21 protein-coding genes are annotated in these 23580 nt (G+C 37.5%); 15 read left to right on the top strand and 6 right to left on the bottom strand.

Annotated features, from left to right (window positions below):
- The first annotated feature begins 177 nt into the window (after window positions 1-177).
- The 5 genes from JTI58_RS05940 to tsaD all read left to right on the top strand — a co-directional run bounded on the left by JTI58_RS05940 (window position 178) and on the right by tsaD (window position 3317).
- On the top strand, window positions 178-516 hold the full coding sequence (locus tag JTI58_RS05940) for a hypothetical protein (RefSeq protein WP_205445865.1): 339 nt from the start codon (window positions 178-180) through the stop codon (window positions 514-516).
- A gap of 186 nt (window positions 517-702) precedes the next feature.
- Window positions 703-1152: a tRNA (adenosine(37)-N6)-threonylcarbamoyltransferase complex ATPase subunit type 1 TsaE gene (tsaE, locus tag JTI58_RS05935; protein ID WP_205445864.1), complete on the top strand. Its 450-nt coding sequence runs from the start codon at window positions 703-705 to the stop codon at window positions 1150-1152.
- The gene (gene tsaB, locus JTI58_RS05930; RefSeq protein WP_205445862.1) at window positions 1149-1856 is read left to right on the top strand and encodes a tRNA (adenosine(37)-N6)-threonylcarbamoyltransferase complex dimerization subunit type 1 TsaB; all 708 of its coding nucleotides are present in this window, start codon (window positions 1149-1151) and stop codon (window positions 1854-1856) included. Before tsaE ends, tsaB begins: the two co-directional genes overlap by 4 nt.
- Window positions 1849-2301, top strand: coding sequence for a ribosomal protein S18-alanine N-acetyltransferase (gene rimI / locus JTI58_RS05925; RefSeq protein ID WP_205445860.1), 453 nt, complete (start codon window positions 1849-1851; stop codon window positions 2299-2301). The genes tsaB and rimI overlap by 8 nt, the downstream gene beginning before the upstream one ends.
- A complete protein-coding gene (tsaD, locus tag JTI58_RS05920) occupies window positions 2301-3317 on the top strand; it encodes a tRNA (adenosine(37)-N6)-threonylcarbamoyltransferase complex transferase subunit TsaD (RefSeq protein WP_205445858.1) in 1017 nt (338 codons plus the stop codon). The genes rimI and tsaD overlap by 1 nt, the downstream gene beginning before the upstream one ends.
- A gap of 432 nt (window positions 3318-3749) precedes the next feature.
- Here the strand turns inward: tsaD and JTI58_RS05915 are convergent, their stop codons facing one another.
- On the bottom strand, window positions 3750-5693 hold the full coding sequence (locus JTI58_RS05915; protein ID WP_205445856.1) for an ABC transporter ATP-binding protein: 1944 nt from the start codon (window positions 5691-5693) through the stop codon (window positions 3750-3752).
- A 253-nt stretch (window positions 5694-5946) separates the two neighbouring features.
- Between JTI58_RS05915 and JTI58_RS05910 the strand changes: the two genes are divergently transcribed.
- From JTI58_RS05910 to tatC, 3 genes are all read left to right on the top strand, one after another.
- Complete coding sequence (locus JTI58_RS05910; RefSeq protein WP_004224350.1) at window positions 5947-6582, top strand: redox-sensing transcriptional repressor Rex; 636 nt, start codon at window positions 5947-5949, stop codon at window positions 6580-6582.
- 165 nt (window positions 6583-6747) lie between these two features.
- Complete coding sequence (locus JTI58_RS05905) at window positions 6748-6933, top strand: twin-arginine translocase TatA/TatE family subunit (RefSeq protein ID WP_008176991.1); 186 nt, start codon at window positions 6748-6750, stop codon at window positions 6931-6933.
- A gap of 17 nt (window positions 6934-6950) precedes the next feature.
- Window positions 6951-7775 carry a twin-arginine translocase subunit TatC gene (gene tatC / locus JTI58_RS05900; RefSeq protein ID WP_205445855.1) on the top strand — a complete coding sequence of 275 codons (825 nt, stop codon included), beginning with the start codon at window positions 6951-6953 and terminating at the stop codon, window positions 7773-7775.
- 78 nt (window positions 7776-7853) lie between these two features.
- Here tatC and JTI58_RS05895 read toward each other — a convergent pair whose 3' ends face one another.
- The gene (locus tag JTI58_RS05895; protein WP_205445853.1) at window positions 7854-8618 is read right to left on the bottom strand and encodes a CPBP family intramembrane glutamic endopeptidase; all 765 of its coding nucleotides are present in this window, start codon (window positions 8616-8618) and stop codon (window positions 7854-7856) included.
- 171 nt (window positions 8619-8789) lie between these two features.
- Between JTI58_RS05895 and groES the strand changes: the two genes are divergently transcribed.
- The 5 genes from groES (at window position 8790) to JTI58_RS05870 (ending at window position 14282) form a co-directional block, all read left to right on the top strand.
- Window positions 8790-9074, top strand: a complete 285-nt coding sequence (groES, locus tag JTI58_RS05890; RefSeq protein ID WP_004224358.1) for a co-chaperone GroES — start codon at window positions 8790-8792, stop codon at window positions 9072-9074.
- 129 nt (window positions 9075-9203) lie between these two features.
- Complete coding sequence (gene groL / locus JTI58_RS05885) at window positions 9204-10835, top strand: chaperonin GroEL (protein ID WP_205445851.1); 1632 nt, start codon at window positions 9204-9206, stop codon at window positions 10833-10835.
- Window positions 10836-11412: 577 nt separating this feature from the next.
- Window positions 11413-12492 (top strand): FecCD family ABC transporter permease, encoded by a 1080-nt coding sequence (locus JTI58_RS05880; RefSeq protein WP_205445850.1) that lies wholly within the window; start codon window positions 11413-11415, stop codon window positions 12490-12492.
- A gap of 4 nt (window positions 12493-12496) precedes the next feature.
- Window positions 12497-13258: an ABC transporter ATP-binding protein gene (locus JTI58_RS05875; protein WP_036075994.1), complete on the top strand. Its 762-nt coding sequence runs from the start codon at window positions 12497-12499 to the stop codon at window positions 13256-13258.
- Window positions 13259-13268: 10 nt separating this feature from the next.
- Window positions 13269-14282, top strand: a complete 1014-nt coding sequence (locus JTI58_RS05870; protein ID WP_205445848.1) for an ABC transporter substrate-binding protein — start codon at window positions 13269-13271, stop codon at window positions 14280-14282.
- A 348-nt stretch (window positions 14283-14630) separates the two neighbouring features.
- Here the strand turns inward: JTI58_RS05870 and JTI58_RS05865 are convergent, their stop codons facing one another.
- The 4 genes from JTI58_RS05865 to JTI58_RS05850 all read right to left on the bottom strand — a co-directional run bounded on the left by JTI58_RS05865 (window position 14631) and on the right by JTI58_RS05850 (window position 21327).
- Window positions 14631-15287 carry a 4'-phosphopantetheinyl transferase family protein gene (locus tag JTI58_RS05865; protein WP_205445846.1) on the bottom strand — a complete coding sequence of 219 codons (657 nt, stop codon included), beginning with the start codon at window positions 15285-15287 and terminating at the stop codon, window positions 14631-14633.
- Window positions 15284-18451, bottom strand: coding sequence for a non-ribosomal peptide synthetase (locus JTI58_RS05860; protein ID WP_205445844.1), 3168 nt, complete (start codon window positions 18449-18451; stop codon window positions 15284-15286). Before JTI58_RS05860 ends, JTI58_RS05865 begins: the two co-directional genes overlap by 4 nt.
- A gap of 135 nt (window positions 18452-18586) precedes the next feature.
- Window positions 18587-20335, bottom strand: a complete 1749-nt coding sequence (locus JTI58_RS05855; RefSeq protein WP_205445842.1) for a methyl-accepting chemotaxis protein — start codon at window positions 20333-20335, stop codon at window positions 18587-18589.
- A gap of 527 nt (window positions 20336-20862) precedes the next feature.
- Window positions 20863-21327 (bottom strand): hypothetical protein, encoded by a 465-nt coding sequence (locus tag JTI58_RS05850; protein ID WP_205445841.1) that lies wholly within the window; start codon window positions 21325-21327, stop codon window positions 20863-20865.
- A 149-nt stretch (window positions 21328-21476) separates the two neighbouring features.
- Between JTI58_RS05850 and JTI58_RS05845 the strand changes: the two genes are divergently transcribed.
- Entirely contained in the window at window positions 21477-22814 is a 1338-nt protein-coding gene (locus JTI58_RS05845; RefSeq protein WP_205445839.1) for an AAA family ATPase, read from the top strand.
- Window positions 22807-23538: a hypothetical protein gene (locus JTI58_RS05840; protein ID WP_205445837.1), complete on the top strand. Its 732-nt coding sequence runs from the start codon at window positions 22807-22809 to the stop codon at window positions 23536-23538. The genes JTI58_RS05845 and JTI58_RS05840 overlap by 8 nt, the downstream gene beginning before the upstream one ends.
- Window positions 23539-23580: the final 42 nt, after the last annotated feature.

Genomic DNA, 23580 nt, shown 5'->3' with positions numbered 1-23580 from the left:
AATAATCGATAATATTGCCATGAACCTACCAAATTTCATCTATTTAACATTATCTAAAAATAGTAAAAATTACCGATAAATGATAGCGTTTCTATAAGGTAAAATTAGATGTGTTTCTAATAGAAAGATTATGGGTAAAAATGTAGAAGTAATCGGATTGGCTACGGAGGTGTTAATATGAGCAAAGATTATTCTTTTAAAAGTCTTTATTTACCTTTGCTTATTGGTTCCATGATAATGATGGTAGGCTGTGGAGATCCTATTATAGAGATTGAAGAATCAAATGCGTATCACTGGCAAAAAAATATGAACGAAGTAGAATTCGAGAAATTAAAAAATGATATGTCATATATTGAGGTAGTCGAAGCAGCAGGAGGCGCAGGAAAAAAGATTAAAAATAATGAATATCGTTGGAATGATGAGATCTTAATGACACAGGCCTATATAGTGAAGTTTAAGGATGATAAACTGATTGGCAAAGAAATCATAGCAGTAAAAGGTCATTCCAACAGATAAATAGTTGACACGTCTTCGTAAAAGAAGGCGTGTTTTTGTTTTCATTCTAATTAGCTAGCTATGTCATAGAATTGGGCTTCTGAACGACTACAAACTAAGTAAGACATAAATGATATTGGATGCTTTGAACATTATCGCTAGTTTAGGTAAACTAGAGATAATGTAGTGATGAGAGGAAAAATGAGAATGTATGAAATAATCATGAATTCAGTTGATGATACAGAACGTTTTGCCATGGCACTTGCCAATTTACTAGAAGCTCAAGATACGATTACATTAGAAGGGGATTTGGGTGCAGGCAAAACAACATTTACGAAGGCCTTAGCAAAGGGCCTTGGTGTGAAAAGAACAGTCAACAGTCCAACATTTACGATTGTTAAACAGTATGAAGGACGATTACCCTTCAATCATTTAGATGTTTATCGTCTGGCTGAAAGTGACGAGGACCTAGGTTGGGATGAATTATTTTATGGAGATGCGGTATCAGTAGTAGAGTGGGCACATTTAATTGAACAGGATTTGCCACAGCATCGATTAGCAATAGAGATTTACCGAATCGGAGACAATGAACGACGCTTTGTGTTAATACCTAGTGGGGAACGCTATGAGGCACTATGTGAGGAGCTAATGAAATGATTTGGTTAGGAATAGAAACAGCGAATACGCCACTTTCCATTGCCATTGTGAGGGATGGAAAAGTGGTAGCCGAGATGGTACAAAATATAAAATTAACGCATTCTGCAGGAGCGATGCCAGCTATTGAAGAGATACTAGCAAGAGTAGGCTTACAGGCAAGTGACTTGGATGCGATTGCAGTGTCTGAAGGGCCGGGTTCGTATACAGGTGTCCGTATAGGTGTAACATTAGCGAAAACCCTAGCATGGACATTACAGATACCTTTAGTTGGTGTCGCTAGTTTAAAGGCATTAGCTGCAAATGCCGCCCTTTATAATGGATTAATCTGTCCAATTTTTGATGCAAGAAGAGGCAATGTCTATACGGCTGTTTATCAAGGAGTGACATTAGAGACTCTTGTGGAGGATCATCATGCACATATCGCTGATTTATTAGAGCGTTTAAAGGCACTAGATGCACCTATTTTATTTATAGGAACAGATGTTGATATATTTTGGGATAACATTGTGGAGGTGCTTGGTGATAACGCAGTACGTGCACCGTTTAGTTTTGACTTGCCACGTGCAACGGAAGTTATTCGTGTAGCGACTAAAGTGGAGTTACCGATTGTTGAAGCTACTCATCACTTTGTCCCACAATATAAACGAATTGCAGAGGCTGAGGCTAATTGGCTGAAAGAACAGAAGGAGAAGGAACATGAGTAGGAATGTAACTTATCGTAAAATGGTTTCTGATGATGTACCAGCAGTTTATGAAATTGAAGTAGCTTCATTTCCTATACCCTGGACGCTGGATTCCTTTTACTATGAAGTGCATGAAAATCAGTATGCTCATTATGTGTTGGCTGTGGATGTAAATGGCAGTATTATTGGTTTTTGTGGGATGTGGATGGTAATAGATGCAGCCCAAATTACGAATGTAGCTGTTATGGAGGCAGCACGTGGTCGAGGTATCGGCGAGGGATTAATGCGTGAGGCGATGCAAATAGCTCGTTTACATGGAATGGAGGTTATGACATTGGAGGTACGTGTAACGAACACCGTTGCACAAAATCTTTATCGCAAGCTTCAATTCCAAGATGGTGGCATACGGAAAGGCTATTATACTGATAACGGGGAGGATGCCCTTGTCATGTGGGTGAATTTATAATGAATAATGGAATGATATTAGCAATAGAATCGAGCTGTGATGAAACAGCTGCAGCGATTATTCGAAATGGTCATGAAATTGTGTCGAATGTTGTTGCTTCTCAAATAGAGAGTCATAAGCGTTTTGGTGGCGTTGTCCCTGAAATTGCATCACGTCATCATGTAGAACAAATTACGATGGTGATTGAAGAAGCATTAGATCAAGCAAACTTAAAGCCAGCAGATTTAGATGCTGTAGCTGTTACAGAGGGTCCAGGTCTTGTGGGAGCATTGTTGATTGGCATTAATGCGGCGAAGGCTTTTGCATTTGCGAACAACTTACCAATTGTTGGCGTACATCATATTGCAGGACATATTTATGCCAATGCGCTTGTTCAGCCAATGGAGTTCCCCCTATTAGCACTTGTAGTATCAGGTGGTCATACAGAGCTTGTGTATATGAAGGAACATGGCTCTTTTGAGGTCATTGGTGAAACACGAGATGATGCAGCTGGTGAAGCTTATGACAAAGTGGCGCGTGTTTTAAACTTACCTTATCCTGGTGGACCACACATTGATCGGCTTGCTCATGAGGAAGGTGAGGCTGTACCTTTTCCGAGAGTATGGTTGGAAGAGGATTCATATGATTTTAGCTTTAGTGGTTTAAAATCAGCCGTCATCAATTATAAACATAATATGGATCAACGAGGTGAAGCTATTTCACCAGCGGCTGTTGCCAAGGGCTTTCAGGAAAGTGTTGTCGAAGTGCTGACAGCTAAAACATTGCGTGCAGCTCGCGAGTATCAGGTGAAACAGGTTATTGCAGCTGGTGGTGTAGCAGCGAATAAAGGTTTGCGAACTTCTTTGGAGACCGTATTTGCAGAGGAAGGTATCCCGTTTTTTGTCCCACCCCTTAAATTGTGTACTGATAATGCGGCAATGATTGGCGCAGCAGCAATGCCGATGTTTGAGGCTGGCATTCGAGGAAACTTAATGATGAATGGACGCCCAGGAATGGAGTTAAAATCCTGGATATAGTTTAGGAAAGAGGTATCTATATTTTTAGATATCTCTTTTTAATTGTCGAATAATTGTTGATAAATAAGAACTGTGGTAAGAGAATGTAAGTATCAAACAACACAATTGACAAATTTTTCAGAAAATTATCCACAGGTAAAGGAGCGAACTAAATAGCGAACACGCGTACTTATGCACAAAATGTTGATAACTTGTGCATAACTTGTGATTATTCAATATGTAGTAGCGTGTTTTATACGATACAATGTGGATAAAATAATTTTTAATTGTGGACAGTGTGGAAAACTCTGTTGATATGTTGGTATTACTAGATTTATAGTGTGAATAAAACTGTGGGCATTTTTTGTCGAAAAATAGCACTTGACCAATATATATGAAAAATGAAGACAAGTAAAGAAAAAGCCATGTGACGGGTCACATGGCTTACATCAATTACATATTAATACTTTCAAGTTCTTCATTTAACTCAAGCCATTCTAATTCTAATAGCTCATGCTGTTCTTTAGCAGTTGCTAATTCGTCTTGAAGATTTGAAATTTTTTCATGGTCTGTGAAAATGGCAGAGTCGCACAGAGCTTCCTCTAAGCTTGCAACAATAGCTGTCGTTTCTTGCATCTTGCTTTCTAAATCTTCGATCATACGTCTAATTTGACGTTCACGTTTTTTCGCTTCTTTATCAATTTTAGATGTAGACGCTTTATCAGGTTGCTCTTGCTGTACTTGTGTTTGGGAGGTAGCATTCATTTGTGCTAGCTCCAATAGTTCCTGCTTTTTCTCTACATAATAATCATAGTCACCTAAATATTCAAATGACCCGGTTCCAGATAACTCCACCACTTTCGTGGCGATACGATTAATGAAGTAGCGGTCATGTGAAACAAATAGAAGCGTACCAGGATAATCAATCAAAGCATTTTCTAAAACCTCTTTGCTATCTAAATCTAAATGGTTAGTAGGCTCATCGAGAATTAAAAAATTAGCCTTTTGCATCATTAATTTTGCAAGTGCAAGGCGTGCTTTCTCACCGCCCGATAAAGAGGATACTGCTTTATCCACATCTTCACCACTAAAAAGAAAACGTCCCAATACGGTGCGAATATCTTTTTCGTTCATAAGTGGCCATTCATCCCATAACTCTTTCAAGACACTCTTATTGCTTGATAGCTTTGCTTGCTCTTGATCATAATAGCCGATTTGTACATTCGTCCCATAACGAATACCACCTACAAGAGGCGCTAAATCTTTCACAATCGTTTTTAATAATGTCGATTTACCAACTCCGTTTGGTCCAACAAGGGCTATACGATCCTCGCGAAAAGAGCGAAGGTTAATCCCACTAGAAATGGTACGATCATTATAACCAATTGTTAAATCATCGACGGATAAAACATCATTTCCACTTTGGCGTTCAATCGTGAAACCAAAACTAGCGGATTTCTCATCACCATCTGGCGATTCCATCCACTCTGTTCGTTCAAGCATTTTGCGTCGACTTTGTGCCATTTTTGTTGTAGAGGCACGTGCAATATTTTTTTGGATAAAATCCTCTAGCTTGGCCTTTTCATCTTGCTGACGCTCATAGAGCTTGACATCACGCTCATAATTTTTAGCTTTTTCATCTAAATAAGCACTATAATTACCTGGATATTTTGTGACACGATGACGGGATACTTCGTAGACAATAGAAACAACTTGATCTAAGAAGTAGCGGTCATGGGAAACAATTAAAATAGCGCCTTCATAGCTCTTTAAATAGGATTCCAACCAAGAAAGTGTTTCGATATCTAAATGGTTAGTAGGCTCATCGAGAATTAAAAGGTCTGGTTTACTAAGTAAGAGCTTAGCAAGTGCTAAACGTGTGCGCTGGCCACCAGATAAGGAACTGATGGGTTTGTCATAGTCTTCGGAATAAAATTGCATACCATGAAGGACTGACCGTATGTCTGATTCATATTGATAGCCACCTGCATCTTTAAACGTATGCTGTAATTGATCGTATTCCGACATAACTTTCGCATACATAGTAGGATTTTCATAAACAGTAGGATCAGCCATTTGTTGTTCAAGTGAGCGTAGCAGCTGTTCTTGGGCTAGAAGAGATTCGAAAATAGTCATCATTTCATTCCAAATTGTTAGCGTAGAGTTTAATCCTGCATGTTGCTCTAAATAGCCTATTTGAATATCCTTTGGGATAATGATATCACCTGAATCATAGGACATTTGACCAGCAATTATTTTTAATAAAGTAGATTTACCTGCACCGTTTCGTCCTACTAAGGCAACGCGGTCACGGTGTTGAACTTCTAATTTAACACCACTTAAAATTTCATCTGCAAGAAAGGATTTAGTTAGTTGATTGACCTGTAAAACAATCATTCTTGACACCTCAATTCTACCTTAGTGTAATGGATGAACGATTTGCATGCAATGTCCGTGCTTTACTTATTCCTAGCAGTCATGTAAGATTGAAACGATTTCTTTTTAGTTAGCTGCGTAAAAGGCGCCATTAACTAAAGAGAAATACAGCAGGGGATTGCAAAAATGTTGTATATTGTTAAGGATGAATGTATTAAAATTAGTAGTTATAGACAGTAAAATTGATGGAGGTACATCATAAGGAGGAAAAAGTTTGAAACAAGAATTAAAAATTCCACAAGCCACTACAAAAAGACTTCCTCTTTACTATCGATTTATTCAAAACTTTGCACAAGAAGGTATGGAACGTATTTCGTCGAAGGAACTGAGTGAAGCGATGAAAATAGATTCTGCAACTATTCGCCGTGATTTTTCTTATTTTGGTGCACTTGGAAAAAAAGGATATGGCTACGATGTGCAGCATCTATTACAATTTTTTAGCCAGACGCTCGATCAACATGAAACGACAAAAGTAGCGTTAATTGGTGTGGGGAATTTAGGCAGTGCATTATTAAAATATAATTTTCAAAAAAACCATAATACACATATTGTGGTAGCATTCGATTCCAAAGCACCGAAGGATGGCAAAATGATTAGCAACATCCCAGTTTTTCATCCAGATTTATTGGAAGAAAAATATGCAGAATACGGTGCAGAGCTTGCTATTTTAACCGTTTCACCACGCTCCGCTCAAAAAATGGCGGACCGCTTAGCTGCCATGAATGCAAAGGGAATTTTAAACTTTACGCCAGAGCGTTTAACGGTACCTGATAGAATGCAGCTCCTAACCATTGATTTATCGGTAGAGTTGCAAGCGCTTATTTATTTAATACGTAATCAGGAAGAGTGAAAACAATACATATTTTCCAGTGTAATTCACCGTTTCTGTCAAATAGATAATTTAAATAAAATGCGGTCAAATCAGTGAGAGTGACGAAAAACTTTCACATATAATTAGTTAGCAAAATGGCGAAATATGCGTTAAAATGATGGATATAAAGAGGAGGTGGCTGTAATGGGTGGTATTGGTCCTATGAGCCTCATTATTATCGGAGTTGTCGCGTTACTAATTTTTGGTCCTAAAAAGTTACCAGAGCTAGGTAAGGCATTTGGTTCAACACTACGTGAATTCAAAAATGCTACTAAAGGTTTAGCCGACGAAGATGATGATGATAAGAAAAAGAAAGAACTAGATAAGTAAGTTAGGATGTTTGAGGAATGAACCCAAAAGATCTAACTGTTATTGAGCATATAGAAGAATTAAGAAAACGGCTGTTCATTGTTGCCGTTTTCTTTGTTCTAGCTATGGCCGGCGCATTTTTTGTCGCAAAGCCGCTTGTTAAATACCTTCAAATGACTGGAGCCGAATATAATATAGAGCTCCATGCATTTGACGTAGTCACACCACTTGCAATTTATATACAAGTTGTTTTTATAATTGCATTTATTCTTTCATCACCAGTGTTGATGTATCAATTATGGTCGTTTATTAGCCCTGGATTAAGGGAAGTAGAGCGTAAAGCTACTCTAAGCTATATTCCGTATTCATTTTTATTGTTTCTTGCAGGGTTATCTTTTTCGTACTTTTTACTATTCCCGTATGTCATTAAATTCATGATGAATTTATCGAATGATTTGGAGATACAGCAAACCATTGGTATACATCAGTATTTTACATTCTTGTTTAAGCTTACAATACCTTTTGGTTTCCTTTTCCAATTGCCAATTGTTGTTTTATTCTTTTCACGAATTGGCATATTAAGTCCGGATTTACTCATTCGAATTCGTAAATATTCGTACTTTGGTTTATTTGTATGTGCAGCGATTATTGCACCGCCTGAGTTGGCTTCGCATTTAATGGTTTCAGTGCCACTGTTTATTTTGTATGAAATTAGTATCATGATTTCACGAATTGGCTATAAGAAATATCTTAAATCAGAAGAAATTCGATTAAAAGAAGAACAAGAAGCGGAGCAAAAGCGTCAAATTGAAGAGGCGCTTGAGCAGCAACGACGACAAATAGAAGAATTGAATCAACAGTAATAGATAAAGCTCGGTGCCCCTAAATGGGACACCGAGCTTTTGTGTTATTTTTGCAACTTACAATAGCTTTACAAAAATTTATTGCATTTTTTCTAGTTCTTGAAGAAACTTTTGCAATGGTTCCGCATAGAATTGTACAAGTGTCACAAAACCATTAAGCATGACGTGTGCAATAATAGACGTCCAAATACGCTTTGTTTTGTGATATAAAAAGGCGAAAATTAAACCACAAATGGTATAAAGCAAGATATGTGAGAAGTCGAAGTGGATAATCGCAAAGAATATGGCGCTAACAATAGCTGCCACCCAGAAATTTGTTGTTTGGACAAGCGAGCCAAATATCACTCTGCGGAAGACGAATTCTTCTAAAATTGGCCCGAATACAACAATTGCTAATATGGCAATGGGAGCGCCTTTAGCTATCGCGACTATATCAGCAGTATTTTGTGAGCCTCCTTCAATACCGAAAACAGCCATCTCAATAGCCGCACCAATCATTTGTCCAAAGAACACTAGGAAGAAGCCGATGATTCCCCACACAATTGTAAGTGGTATTGTTTCTTTTTTTCCTTGATAAATGTTCCAAAAGGCTTTATCTCGAGATGTGAGGATTAGGCTTAAAATGAGCGCTATAGCAAAGCTTAAGGCAATATACCAACCTTGAGTAATGGGAGCAGCTTGTTCAGAAGCTAAACCAGTTATCTTCATCATGAGCTTATGGAACGGTAAGAGCAACCATCTGCTCGAGATTTGCATCAAGATATAAATCAGCAAAACATACAGGGCTGTTTTTTTATGTTTCGTTACTTTTTGAGAATTAGTCACAGTCAAAATCCTTTCCATTCATATGCTTCCTTTCTATTGTAGAGGAATATGGAAAGAAAACAAAATTTTTCGAAGTTCTGACTTGCAAAAAAAAGAGTGATTGATTATCATAATAATTGTGTTAGCACTCATTGATATAGAGTGCTAATAAATATCAACAATTATTTAATTATTAGGAGGTTGTTTCACTTGTTAAGACCACTAGGAGATCGTATTGTAATTGAACTAATCGAGGTAGAAGAAAAATCTGCATTCGGTATTGTACTACCTGACTCTGCAAAAGAAAAACCACAAGAAGGTAAAGTAGTAGCAGTTGGGACAGGTCGTGTATTAGAGAACGGGCAACGTGTAGAGCTTGACGTTAAAGTTGACGACCGCATTATTTTCTCTAAATACGCTGGCACAGAAGTTAAATTTGAAGGTAATGAATACCTAATTTTACGCGAAAGCGATATTCTTGCAATTATTGAATAAGAACATTAAACGCACCTTATGTAAGGTGGATGCTTATTGTTTGCTTAACAAATGTGACAATAAGATGAAATTGATATAAATATATTGAAGAAGCTTAACGAATATTCCATTTCAGGAGGGTAAATTCTCATGGCAAAAGATATTAAATTCTCAGAAGACGCTCGTTCATTAATGTTACAAGGTGTAGATAAATTAGCAAATACAGTAAAAGTAACATTAGGACCAAAAGGACGTAATGTTGTTTTAGAAAAAAAATTCGGTTCACCACTTATTACAAATGATGGTGTGACAATTGCAAAAGAAATCGAACTAGAAAACCCATACGAAAACATGGGAGCAAAATTAGTAGCGGAAGTGGCTTCTAAGACTAACGAAATCGCTGGTGACGGTACAACTACAGCAACAGTTTTAGCACAAGCAATTATTCGTGAAGGCTTGAAAAACGTTACAGCTGGCGCAAATCCTGTAGGTATCCGCAAAGGTATTGATAAAGCAGTTGCTGCAGCACTTACGGAATTACACGCTATTTCTCGCCCAGTAAGCAATAAAGAAGAAATTGCACAAGTTGCTGCTATTTCTGCTGCTGATGATGAAGTTGGACAACTGATCGCTGAAGCAATGGAACGTGTTGGTAACGATGGTGTTATTACAATCGAAGAATCAAAAGGCTTCACAACAGAGCTAGATGTGGTAGAAGGTATGCAGTTTGATCGCGGCTATGCTTCTCATTACATGGTAACTGACACAGATAAAATGGAAGCGGTTCTTGATAATCCATACATTTTAATTACTGATAAAAAAATTACAAACATTCAAGAAGTATTACCATTATTAGAACAAGTGGTACAACAAGGTCGTCCACTTCTAATGATTGCTGAAGATGTAGAAGGTGAAGCACTTGCAACACTTGTTGTGAACAAGCTTCGTGGTACTTTCAATGCGGTAGCAGTAAAAGCACCAGGCTTCGGTGATCGTCGTAAAGCAATGCTTGAAGATATTGCTATCCTGACAGGTGGACAAGTGATTACAGAAGAATTAGGCTTAGACCTAAAATCAGCTGATATTTCTGCACTTGGTCGTGCCGCAAAAGTTGTTGTAACAAAAGACAACACAACAATCGTTGAAGGTGTAGGCGGAGCAGACGCAATCGAATCACGCATTGGTCAAATCCGTGCACAACTTGCTGAAACTACTTCAGAATTCGATAAAGAAAAATTACAAGAACGCCTTGCAAAATTAGCAGGTGGTGTAGCAGTTATCAAAGTTGGTGCTGCAACAGAAACAGAGCTTAAAGAGCGTAAACTTCGTATTGAGGATGCTTTAAACTCAACTCGTGCGGCTGTTGAAGAAGGTATTGTATCAGGTGGTGGTACGGCTCTTCTAAACGTCTATGCAGCAGTGGAGAAAGCAGCTGATTCAGTAGAAGGCGACGTAGCTACAGGTGTGAAAATTGTTCTACGTGCTTTAGAAGAACCAGTTCGTCAAATTGCTAATAACGCTGGTCTTGAAGGCTCAATTATCGTAGATCGCCTAAAACGTGAAGAAATTGGCATTGGTTTCAATGCGGCAACTGGCGAATGGGTAAACATGATGGAAGCAGGCGTAGTAGACCCAGCAAAAGTAACTCGCTCAGCTCTACAAAACGCAGCATCAGTTGCAGCGCTATTCTTAACAACAGAAGCGGTTGTAGCAGATATCCCTGAAGCAGCACCAGCTATGCCAGATATGGGTGGCATGGGCGGTATGCCAGGAATGATGTAAGATTTAGCTTAAACTAAAAGCACAATCTTTTAAGTAAACATGACCACTTTCCATCATTTTATGGGAAGTGGTTTTGTTGTTGAAAAAAATCATGTCACGAGCAGAAAAAGACCTTTTGGCAAGGCAGGGGGGTTGATTTCCGTTCCACCAGCGTCCTTTCTAGGAGGTGTCCGGTGAGCCGCTTTACTCACGAAAGGTCTCATCTGTGACGCTGGCTCCTCAAATTGTTTCATTTCATTTCCGTAAGCAATCTCATCACAGATTGTTGTCCTTATGGTTGCTCCACCTTTGTCTAATAAAAATGCGTTTTTTCATTTTACATCTCCTATTTTTAGAAATTCCTAAATTTTCTCTTCTATATAATAATTGGAATTTATAACTAGCTGTTTTTATTTCCAAGGGAAAAATAATTTTAGTCAACTAAAGCGCCATTACTGGATTATTCATCTATTAAATGTATGAATAATCTATAATTAAAAATTTTCCTGTTGTTTTTCAATGGATTATCACTTACAATACAAAATGAAAATGATAATCGTTATCATTAACTAATAGTTTAATAGATAGAGGTGAAATCTTGGATAAACAGGAAGCTAACAGAATAGGAATGGGCAATATTTATTATGTTATTATCTTGCTTTTAATAGCCTCCATTTTAATATCTGCCGTTTTTTCTGTATCAATAGGACAAGTCAGCATTCCTTTCAAGCAATCGATGGATATTTTGCTACATACTATATCCAATGGGAAGCTTGGCACGCTTGATAGTGTGGAAAGTGAATCTTACTTGAATATTATTTTACAGGTCAGAATGCCGCGTGTGGTTTTTGCCTTATTGATTGGTGTCGGACTTGCATTGTGTGGAGCTGTCATGCAGGCAGTTGTACAAAACCCGCTTGCTGATCCATACATACTTGGTATTTCTTCAGGTGCGTCATTGGGTGCAACGTTTGCTATCCTAGTTGGTTTTGGGAGCAGTGCATTATTAGCACAATTTGGGGTAGCCTTTGGTGCATTTGCTGGGGCAATGCTTACCTCGATGGCAGTGCTTATCCTATCCAGCATTGGCGGCAAAGCAACTTCAGTAAAACTTGTTTTATCAGGGGTTGTTATCGGTGCATTATGTAGTTCGTTTTCAAGCCTTATCATCTTCTTTGCCAATAATGCTGAGGGCATTAAAACTGTTACATTTTGGTCTATGGGAAGTTTAGCCTCAGCTAGCTGGGACAAAACACCGATTTTAACAGTCGTAATTGTGCTGGGAGCTGCATTATTCCTTTTCCAACATCGTGTGCTAAATACAATGCTACTTGGGGATGAATCAGCTATCACATTAGGGATCAATTTAAGTGCTTATCGTAAATTGTATATGATTCTTACCTCGCTAATTACAGGAACGATGGTCGCTTATGCAGGTATGATCGGTTTTGTTGGTTTAATAATTCCACATATCACGAGAGGAATTTTCGGTGCAGACCATAAACGATTAATGTTAGGAACATTGCTCTTAGGAGGACTTTTCATGATTTGGGCAGATATTCTGTCTCGAACATTAATCCAAAATGTAGAATTACCGATTGGAATTATTACTTCTGTCATTGGGTCACCATTATTTATCTATATGATTGTAAAAAAAGGTTACAACTTCGGAGGGTAGAACAATGGAATTAGTAGCAAAGGAAATAGAAGTAAAAATCGGCAAAAAGGAAATCGTAAAAAACATATCCATTCATGTGAATAAGCAACAATTTGTGGGCTTAATCGGACCAAACGGATGCGGAAAGTCAACTTTGTTGAAAAGTATTTATAAAAGCCTCGTGCCACAAAAAGGGATGGTCTTCTTAGATGATTTAGATGTTTTAAAAAGTCCTGAAAAAAAGATTTCTCAGCACTTAGGTGTAGTTGGACAATTCAATGAAATGCACTTTGATTTAACGGTACAACAAATGGTGATGTTAGGCAGAACACCTCATAAAAAAATGCTAGAGTCAGATAACCAAAAGGATTTTGACATCGTAGAAGAGGCATTGACAAGAACGAACTTACAATCTTATAGAGGACGTAGTTTTCTTTCATTATCTGGTGGCGAAAAGCAAAGGGTTATTTTAGCTAGAACGATTGCTCAACAGCCTAAATTTATGATTTTGGATGAACCAACAAATCATTTAGATATTCGCTATCAAATTGAAATACTATCCTGTGTAAGAAGTTTAAACATCGGTGTTTTAGCGGCACTTCATGATCTAGAAATGGCTGCACATTACTGTGATTATCTTTATGCGGTAAAAGATGGTGAAATCTATGCACATGGCACACCGCAAGAAGTTTTAACACCAGAAACAATAGAAGCTTTATATCATATTAAATGTCAAACATTTACTAATCCAGTGACGAATGGATTAGGATTTGCATATGGACTGTAGGAGGAAAACCATGAAGAAAAAATTATTATTAGGAATTGGTTTAGCTGCTTTATTAACATTAACAGCTTGCGGTAACACATCAAAAGATACATCTGAGGCAACAACACAAACGAAAGAGCATTATCCACTGACAGTTGAGAACTTTTCAAAAGCTGAGGGTGGGTCAACATGGGAAAAGAAAGATCAAGTATTTGATAAAGCACCTGAAAGAATTATGGCAAATACACGTCCAGCAGCTGAATTATTATTACATCTAGGATTAGGCGATAAAATCGTTGGTGTTGGGGCAAACTTTGGTGCAGTTGATAAATCTGTAGAAGAAGAATATGCTAAGCTAAATATTTTAAGTGATGAATATGTTGGGAAAGAGGTTACATTAGGGACTGATCCTGATTTAGTATTTGGTCGTGGTGGCTTATTTGATAATGCTGAATGGGGAGTAGGAACAGTAGACTCTCTTAATGAAATGGGTGTAAAAACATATGTTTTAGAATCATCTGTAACAGGTGGCACATATGATTCTATTTACAAAGATATCGAAAATATCGGAGAAATTTTTAATGTTCAAGACAAAGCAGACAGCTTTATTAAAGAATTAAAAGGCCGACAACAAGATATTTCTTCAAAATTAGAAAGTATTAAAGAAGAAAAAACATTTGCATATCTGCACACGAATGATCCAAAAGAGCTTTTTGTTTATCCAGCACACGATGAATCATTCTTTAATGATGCATTCAAAATGGTTAAATTAGATAATATTTTCAAAGATGAAACAGGCGATGTAAGTGTTGAAACATTGATTGCTGCAGATCCAGATGTATTAATTCTTCCTAACTGGGACGGTTCTGATTTGACAAAAGTACGTGAAGAAATTTATGCGAACCCTAAACTTTCAAGCATGAAGGCTATTAAAAATAAACAAATGTATATTGTAGACTACAATTACATGTTCGGCTATGGCTATAACACAATTGATGGAATGGAAGCCCTAGCGAAAGAAATGTATCCAGACTTATTTAAATAATACAGATAACGCTGTTCTAGTGGGTCGAATAAACGACACGCTAGCGCAGCGTTTTCTATTAATAATGAAAGGAGGCGAAATTATTCGATTTCTCCTCCTTTCATAGTGTTGAAAAACAATCAATAGAATTTTTGTAAAAAGTGAAAATGAATTTCCGTTGCAGGCTACTTGCTTTCCTGTGGGCGAGCGCCGAATCGCTTCCTCCGCTACCGCTCCGTTTAGAGTTTTGCCTGTCTCGCTATCCCACGGGAGTCACGTAGCCTTCCACTCCAACCCATTAACTTTTTAGCAAAGGCGTTCACTACTCATTTTTTGAGGGGGTAGTAACGAATCACTTATCCTCCTTTGTTATAGCTGCAAAAGCTGCTCTTTATTTAACATGGTGATTATTACATTAGAACATGCATGGTTCCAGCAGATGGACACAGGGTGTTGCTGATCGAGATATAGTAACTCAGTAAAAAGATCTTTCCTTGTTCTTTTAATGTCGATTGTATCAAGCAAATGAGGTGATGTAATCGACATTAAGCCTGTTTTAAAAAGGGCTTCTTTTAATGTCCAAAACTCATAAAAAACATGTAGAGGCTGATGAGAGACCAATTGAAGCTCCGTCTCGGAAAGCGCATACGTCATCATATCTTCACTCACAGGTTTTATTTCTTCCACATCAATGCCCACTCGTCCGTTAGTAGCGACTGCCAACACAATCCAATTACCAGAATGAGAAAGATTAAAATCGCCCTGCCAATGAGGATGTCCTGCAATATATGGGCGGCCATTTTCATCATAAGCTAGGTGTAGCATGACTTCATCGATATAGGGAAGGAGTGCCCACCTAATGAGGGTGCTACTTAGCAAGGCTCTTTGACGATCCTGCCAATGCTTGTATTGCTTAACTTTTCCTTGAACATCAGAAGGGAGTGCTTTGAGAAAAGTATCCCATTCTAATGGCGTTAACTGTGCTCCAAGAGGCAGTGCAAATAGTTGTATATTTTGTTCTATCATCTTATATTGACTTGTTTTGGTTCTGGGAAGTAGCCTGTATCGATGCCGTATTGAATCATTCTGTCAATAAAGGCTGTAGTTGGTACTGCACATTCAATCTTTGTATGGGCTAAAAATTCTATCGTCTTTTTGCAATTGAAGATAAATGGGGAGTCACTTGCTCCATCACCTTCAAGTTGAGCAATGGCTAATGATAAATATTCCTGTACATCTTTTGAATGATCGCCATTTAATAGCCAATCTGTATACTCTTGTGTTGATACAATTGTTAAGTCATAACCAATTTCCTTAAGCATATCGATTAATTCTAAATAAGTAAGCGATACAGGGTTACATAAATGGAAGACATGGCCGTTGGATGCTGGCTGATTTGCCAGAGAAACGAGTGCCTGACTAGCATAATTGATTGGTGTAAAATCAACATGCCATTGTGCAGTAGGTGTTTTACCTAAATAAAGCATCGATTTAATCATACGGTAAAAGGCATTGTCATCGATATTACGTTGGAATTTACCTGTTTCAGAATGACAGCTTAAATTCCCTACACGATAAATGGAAACAGGGATTTTATCATGCATAGCATTTCGAACAAGATTCTCTGCTTCTAGCTTACTTTGAGTATAAACATTATCAAGTTTTACATCGTAATTGAAGTTACCCTTTGCTTCATCTGGCCCCCATTGAAGGGCGGCTAACTCCTCTGGAATACCAATTGTCGATACATAATGGAAATGTACACCTGGTTTCTGTTTGGCTATTTCAAGCAAATAGCGAGTTCCATTTACATTGACATTATTAAAATGATCAGCGGCACCGAAATGACGCACATCTGCACCACAATGTATGATGGCATTGATTTCTTTCAGAATGATTTGTTCATCTTCATCCGATAAATGTAGTCGTTGCTTGCCTAAATCACCTTGGATAACTGTGACACGGTCTTTCAACTGCTGAGCAATCGTATTGCCAAAATAAAATTGCATACTTTCTATTAGCTTGGCTTCAATCATAGTTTGGGCACTTGGTCGAATAAGGCAATAAATATGCGCATTTGTTGTTGCTAATAGCTCATGTAATACATGGCTACCTAAATAACCTGTAGCCCCTGTTAATAATACAGATGTCATTGGCAAAGGCTTCACGTTTTGGGAGACTTGTAGCGGACTAGGCTCCATTAAGTCCTTGAAGACAATGTTAGTTGGCCGTTCTTGAACTTCAATAGCTTCCGGTTGATAATGACGAATATAATGATCAAGTTCTGCAATCGTTTGATATTGGAAGAAATCCTGAATCTTTAAGAATGGGATATGTTTTTTCACTTGTACAAGAATCTCGAGCACTTTTAGTGAATGCCCTCCAATATGGAAGAAGTTATCGTGAATGCCTATTGGCTCAATACCGAGTACATATTCCCATGCGTTAGCAAGCATACGTTGTGTATCATTTTCTGGAGCAATATATGTATTGCTGCGTGATAATGTTAATTCCAATGAAGCCAAGTGTTTTCGATCAATTTTCCCTGTAGGGGATAATGGCATTTCTTGCAATTCAATAAATTGCTCAGGCACCATATAATCTGGTAAAAGATTTGCCAAATAGTCTCTTAATAGATTTTCTTCAAGCTGCATACCACTTGTTACCGTATAGTAGGCAAATAAATGGTTATTTCCATCAGCCATTTTCTTCGCAATGACTACGGCTTCCTGAATGCTCGTATGATTGCTTAACACTGTTTCAATTTCTCCAAGTTCAATACGGAAGCCTCTTACTTTAATTTGAGAATCTTTGCGTCCAACAAATTCAATGACACCAGTTGGCAATAGTCGAACTAAATCACCTGTTCGATACATTTTTTGATCAGGCTTTAAGAGATGGGGTACAAAGACATCTGCTGTTTTTTCAGGCTGATGTAAATAGCCTGCTGCTAAACCAGCTCCTGCAATACATAATTCCCCGATTACATTAACGGGACAAAGCTGTTCATCCGCACTGACAACATACATTTCATAATTGGCGATAGGTCTGCCGATAGGGATGCTGGATTGCATGTCTGTTATCTGACTTTTCACCTTAAAATAAGAGGACAATACTGTGCATTCAGTTGGTCCATATACGTTAATAATTTCTGAAGAAAGTCCAAATTTCTCTTGCCATTTTTGAACAACGGCAGGCAATAGGGCTTCACCACCAACAGATAAATAATTTAGTGTCGAGAGTATTTCTCGATAGCTTACTGGTAAATGTGTAGCCAGCTGTGTAAAGAAGGCATTTGGAACAGTGGCAGTCGTTACTTGCTCACGGTCGATCATATCAGCAAATGCTTCAATCGATAGACGTTCTATACTTGTTAGCATATGAAGTCTTGCTCCTGAAAAGAAAGCAGTAAAAGTTTCTGTTACAGAAGGATCAAAACTATAAGAAATAAACTGAGAATAAACATCTTCTTTAGTTGAATGGTAGATTCTTTGATTATCTGTTATCAAATTTATAACAGCTTCATGCTTAAGCATAACGCCTTTTGGCTTACCTGTTGAACCAGATGTATAAATGATATAGGCTAAGTCAGATGGAAGTAATTCACAGTGAATGTTCGCTTGTGAATAGCCTTGCTCGGTTTGGTTGATTGTTAATACTGTACGTGTTTGGGAATCATTATGTATGAAATCATTCAGTAGTGCTGTATGTTCGTTTTTCGTTATGATAAATGGAGCACCTGTATCGTTTAATAGGTACTGACAACGTTCTTTTGGATAGCTAGGATCAATGGGAACATAAACTCCACCAGCTTTTAGGATACCTAACAGACTAATGACTGTTTCTTTACTACGTTCCATTAAAATCGCTACATAGTTTCCTTTTTGTAGACCATTGGCAACTAACATATGAGCAACTTGGTTGGATTGTTCATTTAGCTGACTGTAGGTTAGCTTGCCACCCTCATAGGATAATGCAATTCGTTCAGCAAACTGTTGTGCCGCCTGATAAAATACGTCAGGGATTGTGGTGTTTTTATCGTAGTCAGCCATTGTTTGGTTTAACGTTTGATATGCGAGTAAGTCTTCTTCGTTCAACAATTGTGTTCTATTGGATGGTAGCGTTTGTTGCTCCAAAGAATGCATTTTATTCTGTGATGGGTGTACATCAAATTCTCGTTTATTATTCAATCATGACAACTCCTATTTTAGAAAAGGGCCGACACTTATGAAGGAGCGATTATCGTCATTAGGTCCACAGCAGTGAATCAATCTGTGAGAGACTAACGGACATACATCTCCTTATAAGGGCAGCCCTTTCATTTTTTATTTCACTACAAAGGTATTAACAACATTCATTAATTCATCAGATAACTCGGATAATACTTGAGCTTCTTCAGAAACTCGTTGAACCGTATTCAATTGAGAGGCAGAAGTTGCTGCTACTGCTCTTGTATTGTCTTTTGAATTGACTGAGAAATCTTCCATATCTTTAACAGCAGACGTTACTTCTTCCATGCCAGCTGCCATTTCTTCAATCGTTGCAGAAAGCTCTTGAATTTGCCCTGTCACATGGTGAATGGAAGTTAAAATCTGGCTAAATGATTTTTCCGAATCATTAATCATGACAATGCCATGATCTACTTCTTCTACAGCGTGAACCATGATATTTACAGATTCGTTTGTATCATGCTGGATATGAGAAATAAGTGTGGAAATCTCTCTTGCGGATGCCTCAGATTGTTCAGCAAGTTTACGTACTTCATCAGCAACCACTGCGAAGCCACTACCAGCTTCTCCAGCACGTGCAGCTTCGATAGCCGCATTCAATGCAAGTAAATTGGTTTGGGAAGCAATACCTGTAATAATCCCTACGATTTCTTCAATTTTATTAGAATGTTCGCCAAGTAATTTAACAGAAGCTGCAGATTGATTAACAGCTTTACTAATAGCATTCATTTGTGTGACAGATTTATTTGTCGATTCATTGCCTCTTTCAGCTTCCTCTGATGCTAAAATAGAGGATTCTGAAATTTGATTGGACGTCATGGCAATACGTTGGATACCAATATTCATTTCTTCAATGGTAATCGTACTTTCTTTTGCCTTTTGTACTTGTAGATCAGCGCCACTTGCAATTTCTTGCATGGAAGAAGCTACATTATTGTATGAATCGGAGGCTTCCTGCATATTGACAGATAAAACATTGGCCGTGTTTGAAACACGTGCAGAAACATTCGTTGTACTTTTAATAACATTTTTTAAGTTTTCAATCATTGAATTAAAGTTTTGTGTGAGCATTCCTACTTCGTCCGTTGAAGTAACTGGTAATGGTTCAAGCTCTAAATTACCTTCTGCAACTTTTTTAGATTGTAAGGAAAGTTGTTGAATTGGTGTTAATTTTTTTCTTAAAAGCGTGTAAACTGCAATGGATGAACCTATTAAGAAAATAACAGTTACTAATAATGTCCATAGGGCTTCAGACATTGCTTTTCCTGTTACCATTGATACGTCATAGTCAATGGCATAAGCGGCCAGCATATCACCATTTTCATCCAAGATTGGTGTAAGGCCTGTTTTATAGCTACCGTATTCATCGCTATAAATATCTGTTGCTGTTGCTTTTTTTGTCTCAAAAACTTCTTTAATTCTTGCTAGGAAATCAGGAGATAAACCCATAGCAATCATATCTTGGTTATACTCAGCCCCTAGATCAAGTATACTAGATGAGAGAACAGGTGCATTAATATTTTCCCCGTTAACTGTAATTAAAAATAGATTGGTAATGCTATCGGAATTATCATTGATCGCATCCATTTCACTTGTTAATCGTAGAGCGTCAGGGTTACTATTTGTAGGATTCTCTAAAATTGATTTCAGTGTGGTAGTATCAATGGTTTTGGCTAGGATCATGCCTTTATCAGAGAGAGATTGATCCATGTCTGTTAAATTACTGTTTCTTACTATATAATAAGAAAGACCTAAAGTAACTAATCCAAATAATAATAAAATACTTACTACTATTGCAGTTAATTTCTTACTAATGGACATTTGCTGCTTCTTGCGTTTTTTCATGCTTTTCCTCCTAATATGATCTAACAAATATTTCAAGCTAAGGACTATAAATGGATAATTTAGTCAATGTACTACACATTGAAGATGTTGATGTTATTCGTAGAAGTCCAGATGCATTTTAAATATTTTTAAATACAAAATAATCTATTTATCCCCTATCATTTAACTACTATACTGCCAAAAAAATTGATTCACAACCCAGAAAACTTACTATTTAAAGTCATGATTTCTATGAATAAACAAAGAAATCTAGTTTTTTAGTCTATATATTTTTTAGGTTAGGTTAAATTTTTACAAAAAGCTTAACGGTTACTAGTATAAAAAAGAAGTATGCTCAGAACTAACTTAATTTCAATTGATTAAAAATTTGGTTGAAATGCTAATTTCCAATTCCTTGTTAGGGCTTTTTACTTATTTTGTCATGTCTTATATGTAAAGGAATTGGATGATTTTTATTATGGGAATAAAATGGAAAAAAGGTTATTTCTTTATTCTTGAATAAAGAAATAACCTTTTTCTAGTTGTTGCTATGGTCGGGGATTACCAAAAATTCCTGGTAAAATATTCGGCAGTCCTGGTATTAGTGGTGGTGGGAAACCAGGATATTGACCACCTGGACGTGGCGGATAAGGTTGCGGCGGATACGGCTGTGGTGGATATGGACGTGGCGGATAAGGTTGCGGTGGGTAGGGCTGTGGTGGGTATGGACGTGGTGGATAAGGTTGCGGTGGATACGGCGGTGGATAAGGTGGTGGGTATGGTGGCGGATAGGAACTACCAGGCGGTGTTCCTGTACCTGCAGCAGTGATTTGACTAACATCCACAGTCACTATTTGACCGTTATCTAGCTGGATTTCAGCTGTTCTTCCTCCAGTGCCAAATGTTCGAATCAATGTACCTGAATAAGTACCAGTAGGGAGTGTCACCCATATTTTCATACCTGGCCGAAATTGACTGTTAAAATCATCGGGGGCTAATCTAGGATAAACCAATGAAACACACCTTTCTTCATTTTTTCTAACATATGCCTATTGCGATTTTTGTCATAGGCTATAGGCTATGGATGCTTAAGTTCGAATTTGTTATAAAATATAACAAATTTCATTATAATAAGAGAAAAAGCTAAAAGGATGTTTAGCATATGGCAATTATTAAGATAAAAAAAATAAACATACAAAATTTACGAAATGTACGACAGGGTGAACTTGTACTCGCAGTAAATTTTGAGACATTTCTACAAGCGAATGTTGTTGGCCTATATGGGCAAAATGGCTCTGGAAAGACAACCATTGTAGATGCATTCAGTTTATTGAAGACACTTCTATCAGGATGGCTTGCTGAAGTGAAGTTACCTTCACAAGAGAAGCGACTCCTATTGGCAGGAGAGCAAACAGCTAGTATGGATGTTGAATTTTTAGTTGAGAATCAATTCGGTACATTTTTTGTGAATTACTATGTGGAACTACAGGAGGATCAGCATCGACTATATACTACGCTGGAGCGCCTTACCTATCGAGAAAATACGAAAGGGAAGCGATCAAAGACTTTAGTTGCTGTGACAGAGAAGGATGTGCAAATCCGTCAATCGAAACTGAATGATTTGAGTGAACAGGTACGTATCCAATTACTGGTTATTCAACAGTTAGCAAGAAAACAGTATATGTCATTTCTATTCCACAAAGATGTAAAGCCATTATTACAGGAACGACTTTCTGAGCAAGAAATGCAGCTGCTACAAAATATTGCCGTTGATTTTAGCAGAGATTTACATGTTGTTAGTAATCAAAACATTGCACCATTATTTGAAGAACGGATCATGCCGTTTAGTATTCATTTAGAGAAAACGAGAGGCCTTATTCCTTATGATTTAAATGGACCAGCTTTATTACCAGAGGATGCATTCTATGCATTATGTGAAGTAATTGAGCAAAGTAATCAAGTGCTCTCGGCAATTATTCCTGGTCTGACAATTAAAATTAATATCATCACAAAACAAACGATGGATAATGGAGAGCAGGGAATTCGTTTTGAGTTTTTGTCGCAGCGTGGGGAGCGGGAATTACCGCTACGAACAGAGTCAGAGGGAATCTTAAAGATCATTTCTATTCTTAGTGTATTAATTGCTGTATACAATAATCCAAATGCATGCGTGGTTATTGATGAATTAGATTCAGGTGTATTTGAATATTTGTTGGGTGAGTTGTTAACAGTGATAGATGAGGATGGAAAAGGACAACTTATTTTTACATCCCATAATCTACGTGTGTTAGAGGTGCTAGCTATTAAAAATTTATGGTTTACGACAACAAATGAATATCACCGCTATATGCAGCTAAAAGGTATTAAAGAAGTGAATAATGCTAGAGATGTTTATTTACGTGCTATCCAACTTGGTGGACAGGACGAAGAGATATATAAGGAAACCAAAACATTTAAAATCAAGCGTGCTTTTCGTAAAGCGGGTGTTCAACATGACTAAAAAAGTGCTATTAATCATTGTGGAAGGGCAGACGGAGCAAATTATTTTAGAGGATTATTTAGATGCTCATTTTGCGAACTCGACAATACGCTTTGATGTACAACGTGAGGATATTTTAACAAAGTGGGATGCGCACAAACGGATCCCAAATATTAAAAACAGTGTTGTACGAGTGATTCAGAGCTATCTTGAAAAATATAAATTTTTAGCCAATGATTTAACTGCTGTTGTTCATATTACAGATACAGATGGATGCTTTATTGCACCAGAATGCGTCAAGGTAGATGAGAGTATCGAACAAAACCTATTTTATACAGAGGATGCTATTTTAGTGAAGTCGGATAAACGTAAAGAGCAAATTGAACAACGCAATGATATGAAGGCAAAGAATGCCCAAATTTTAATCGCTAACGACCACTTTAGCATTAACCGTATGAAAGTACCTTATCAATTATTTTATTTTTCTACGAATTTAGAGCATGTCTTATGGAATGAGCGCAATGAAATCCCTACAGAAAAACTACAAAAAGCAGATGAATTTATGGACAATCTATCAGGCACGATTGGGGAATATTTAAGCGCCTATCTACCGGTTAGTTCAGCGTTACCTTATAGGGAGAAAATCAAGAAAAGTTGGTCCTTTTTAATGGAGGACTGTCATTCATTGCAGCGAGGCACGAATGTACCGCTATTATTTGAAATGATTAAAACGGATGTACAGTAAAAACAGGTGACGAATTGAGTCACCTATTTTTATCTAGTGTAC

Source organism: Lysinibacillus fusiformis (genome assembly GCF_016925635.1).
Taxonomy (GTDB): Bacteria; Bacillota; Bacilli; order Bacillales_A; family Planococcaceae; genus Lysinibacillus; species Lysinibacillus fusiformis_F.
The sequence above is the reverse complement of the archived record's forward strand: the minus strand, read 5'-3'. Positions and strand labels throughout refer to the sequence as shown.

Coding starts and splice junctions, on each gene's coding strand:
- JTI58_RS05940 (WP_205445865.1), top strand. CDS start 178: ATGAGCAAAGATTATTCTTTTAAAAGTCTTTATTTACCTTTGCTTATT.
- tsaE (WP_205445864.1), top strand. CDS start 703: ATGTATGAAATAATCATGAATTCAGTTGATGATACAGAACGTTTTGCC.
- tsaB (WP_205445862.1), top strand. CDS start 1,149: ATGATTTGGTTAGGAATAGAAACAGCGAATACGCCACTTTCCATTGCC.
- rimI (WP_205445860.1), top strand. CDS start 1,849: ATGAGTAGGAATGTAACTTATCGTAAAATGGTTTCTGATGATGTACCA.
- tsaD (WP_205445858.1), top strand. CDS start 2,301: ATGAATAATGGAATGATATTAGCAATAGAATCGAGCTGTGATGAAACA.
- JTI58_RS05915 (WP_205445856.1), bottom strand. CDS start 5,693: ATGATTGTTTTACAGGTCAATCAACTAACTAAATCCTTTCTTGCAGAT.
- JTI58_RS05905 (WP_008176991.1), top strand. CDS start 6,748: ATGGGTGGTATTGGTCCTATGAGCCTCATTATTATCGGAGTTGTCGCG.
- tatC (WP_205445855.1), top strand. CDS start 6,951: ATGAACCCAAAAGATCTAACTGTTATTGAGCATATAGAAGAATTAAGA.
- JTI58_RS05895 (WP_205445853.1), bottom strand. CDS start 8,618: ATGGAAAGGATTTTGACTGTGACTAATTCTCAAAAAGTAACGAAACAT.
- groL (WP_205445851.1), top strand. CDS start 9,204: ATGGCAAAAGATATTAAATTCTCAGAAGACGCTCGTTCATTAATGTTA.
- JTI58_RS05875 (WP_036075994.1), top strand. CDS start 12,497: ATGGAATTAGTAGCAAAGGAAATAGAAGTAAAAATCGGCAAAAAGGAA.
- JTI58_RS05870 (WP_205445848.1), top strand. CDS start 13,269: ATGAAGAAAAAATTATTATTAGGAATTGGTTTAGCTGCTTTATTAACA.
- JTI58_RS05865 (WP_205445846.1), bottom strand. CDS start 15,287: ATGATAGAACAAAATATACAACTATTTGCACTGCCTCTTGGAGCACAG.
- JTI58_RS05855 (WP_205445842.1), bottom strand. CDS start 20,335: ATGAAAAAACGCAAGAAGCAGCAAATGTCCATTAGTAAGAAATTAACT.
- JTI58_RS05845 (WP_205445839.1), top strand. CDS start 21,477: ATGGCAATTATTAAGATAAAAAAAATAAACATACAAAATTTACGAAAT.
- JTI58_RS05840 (WP_205445837.1), top strand. CDS start 22,807: ATGACTAAAAAAGTGCTATTAATCATTGTGGAAGGGCAGACGGAGCAA.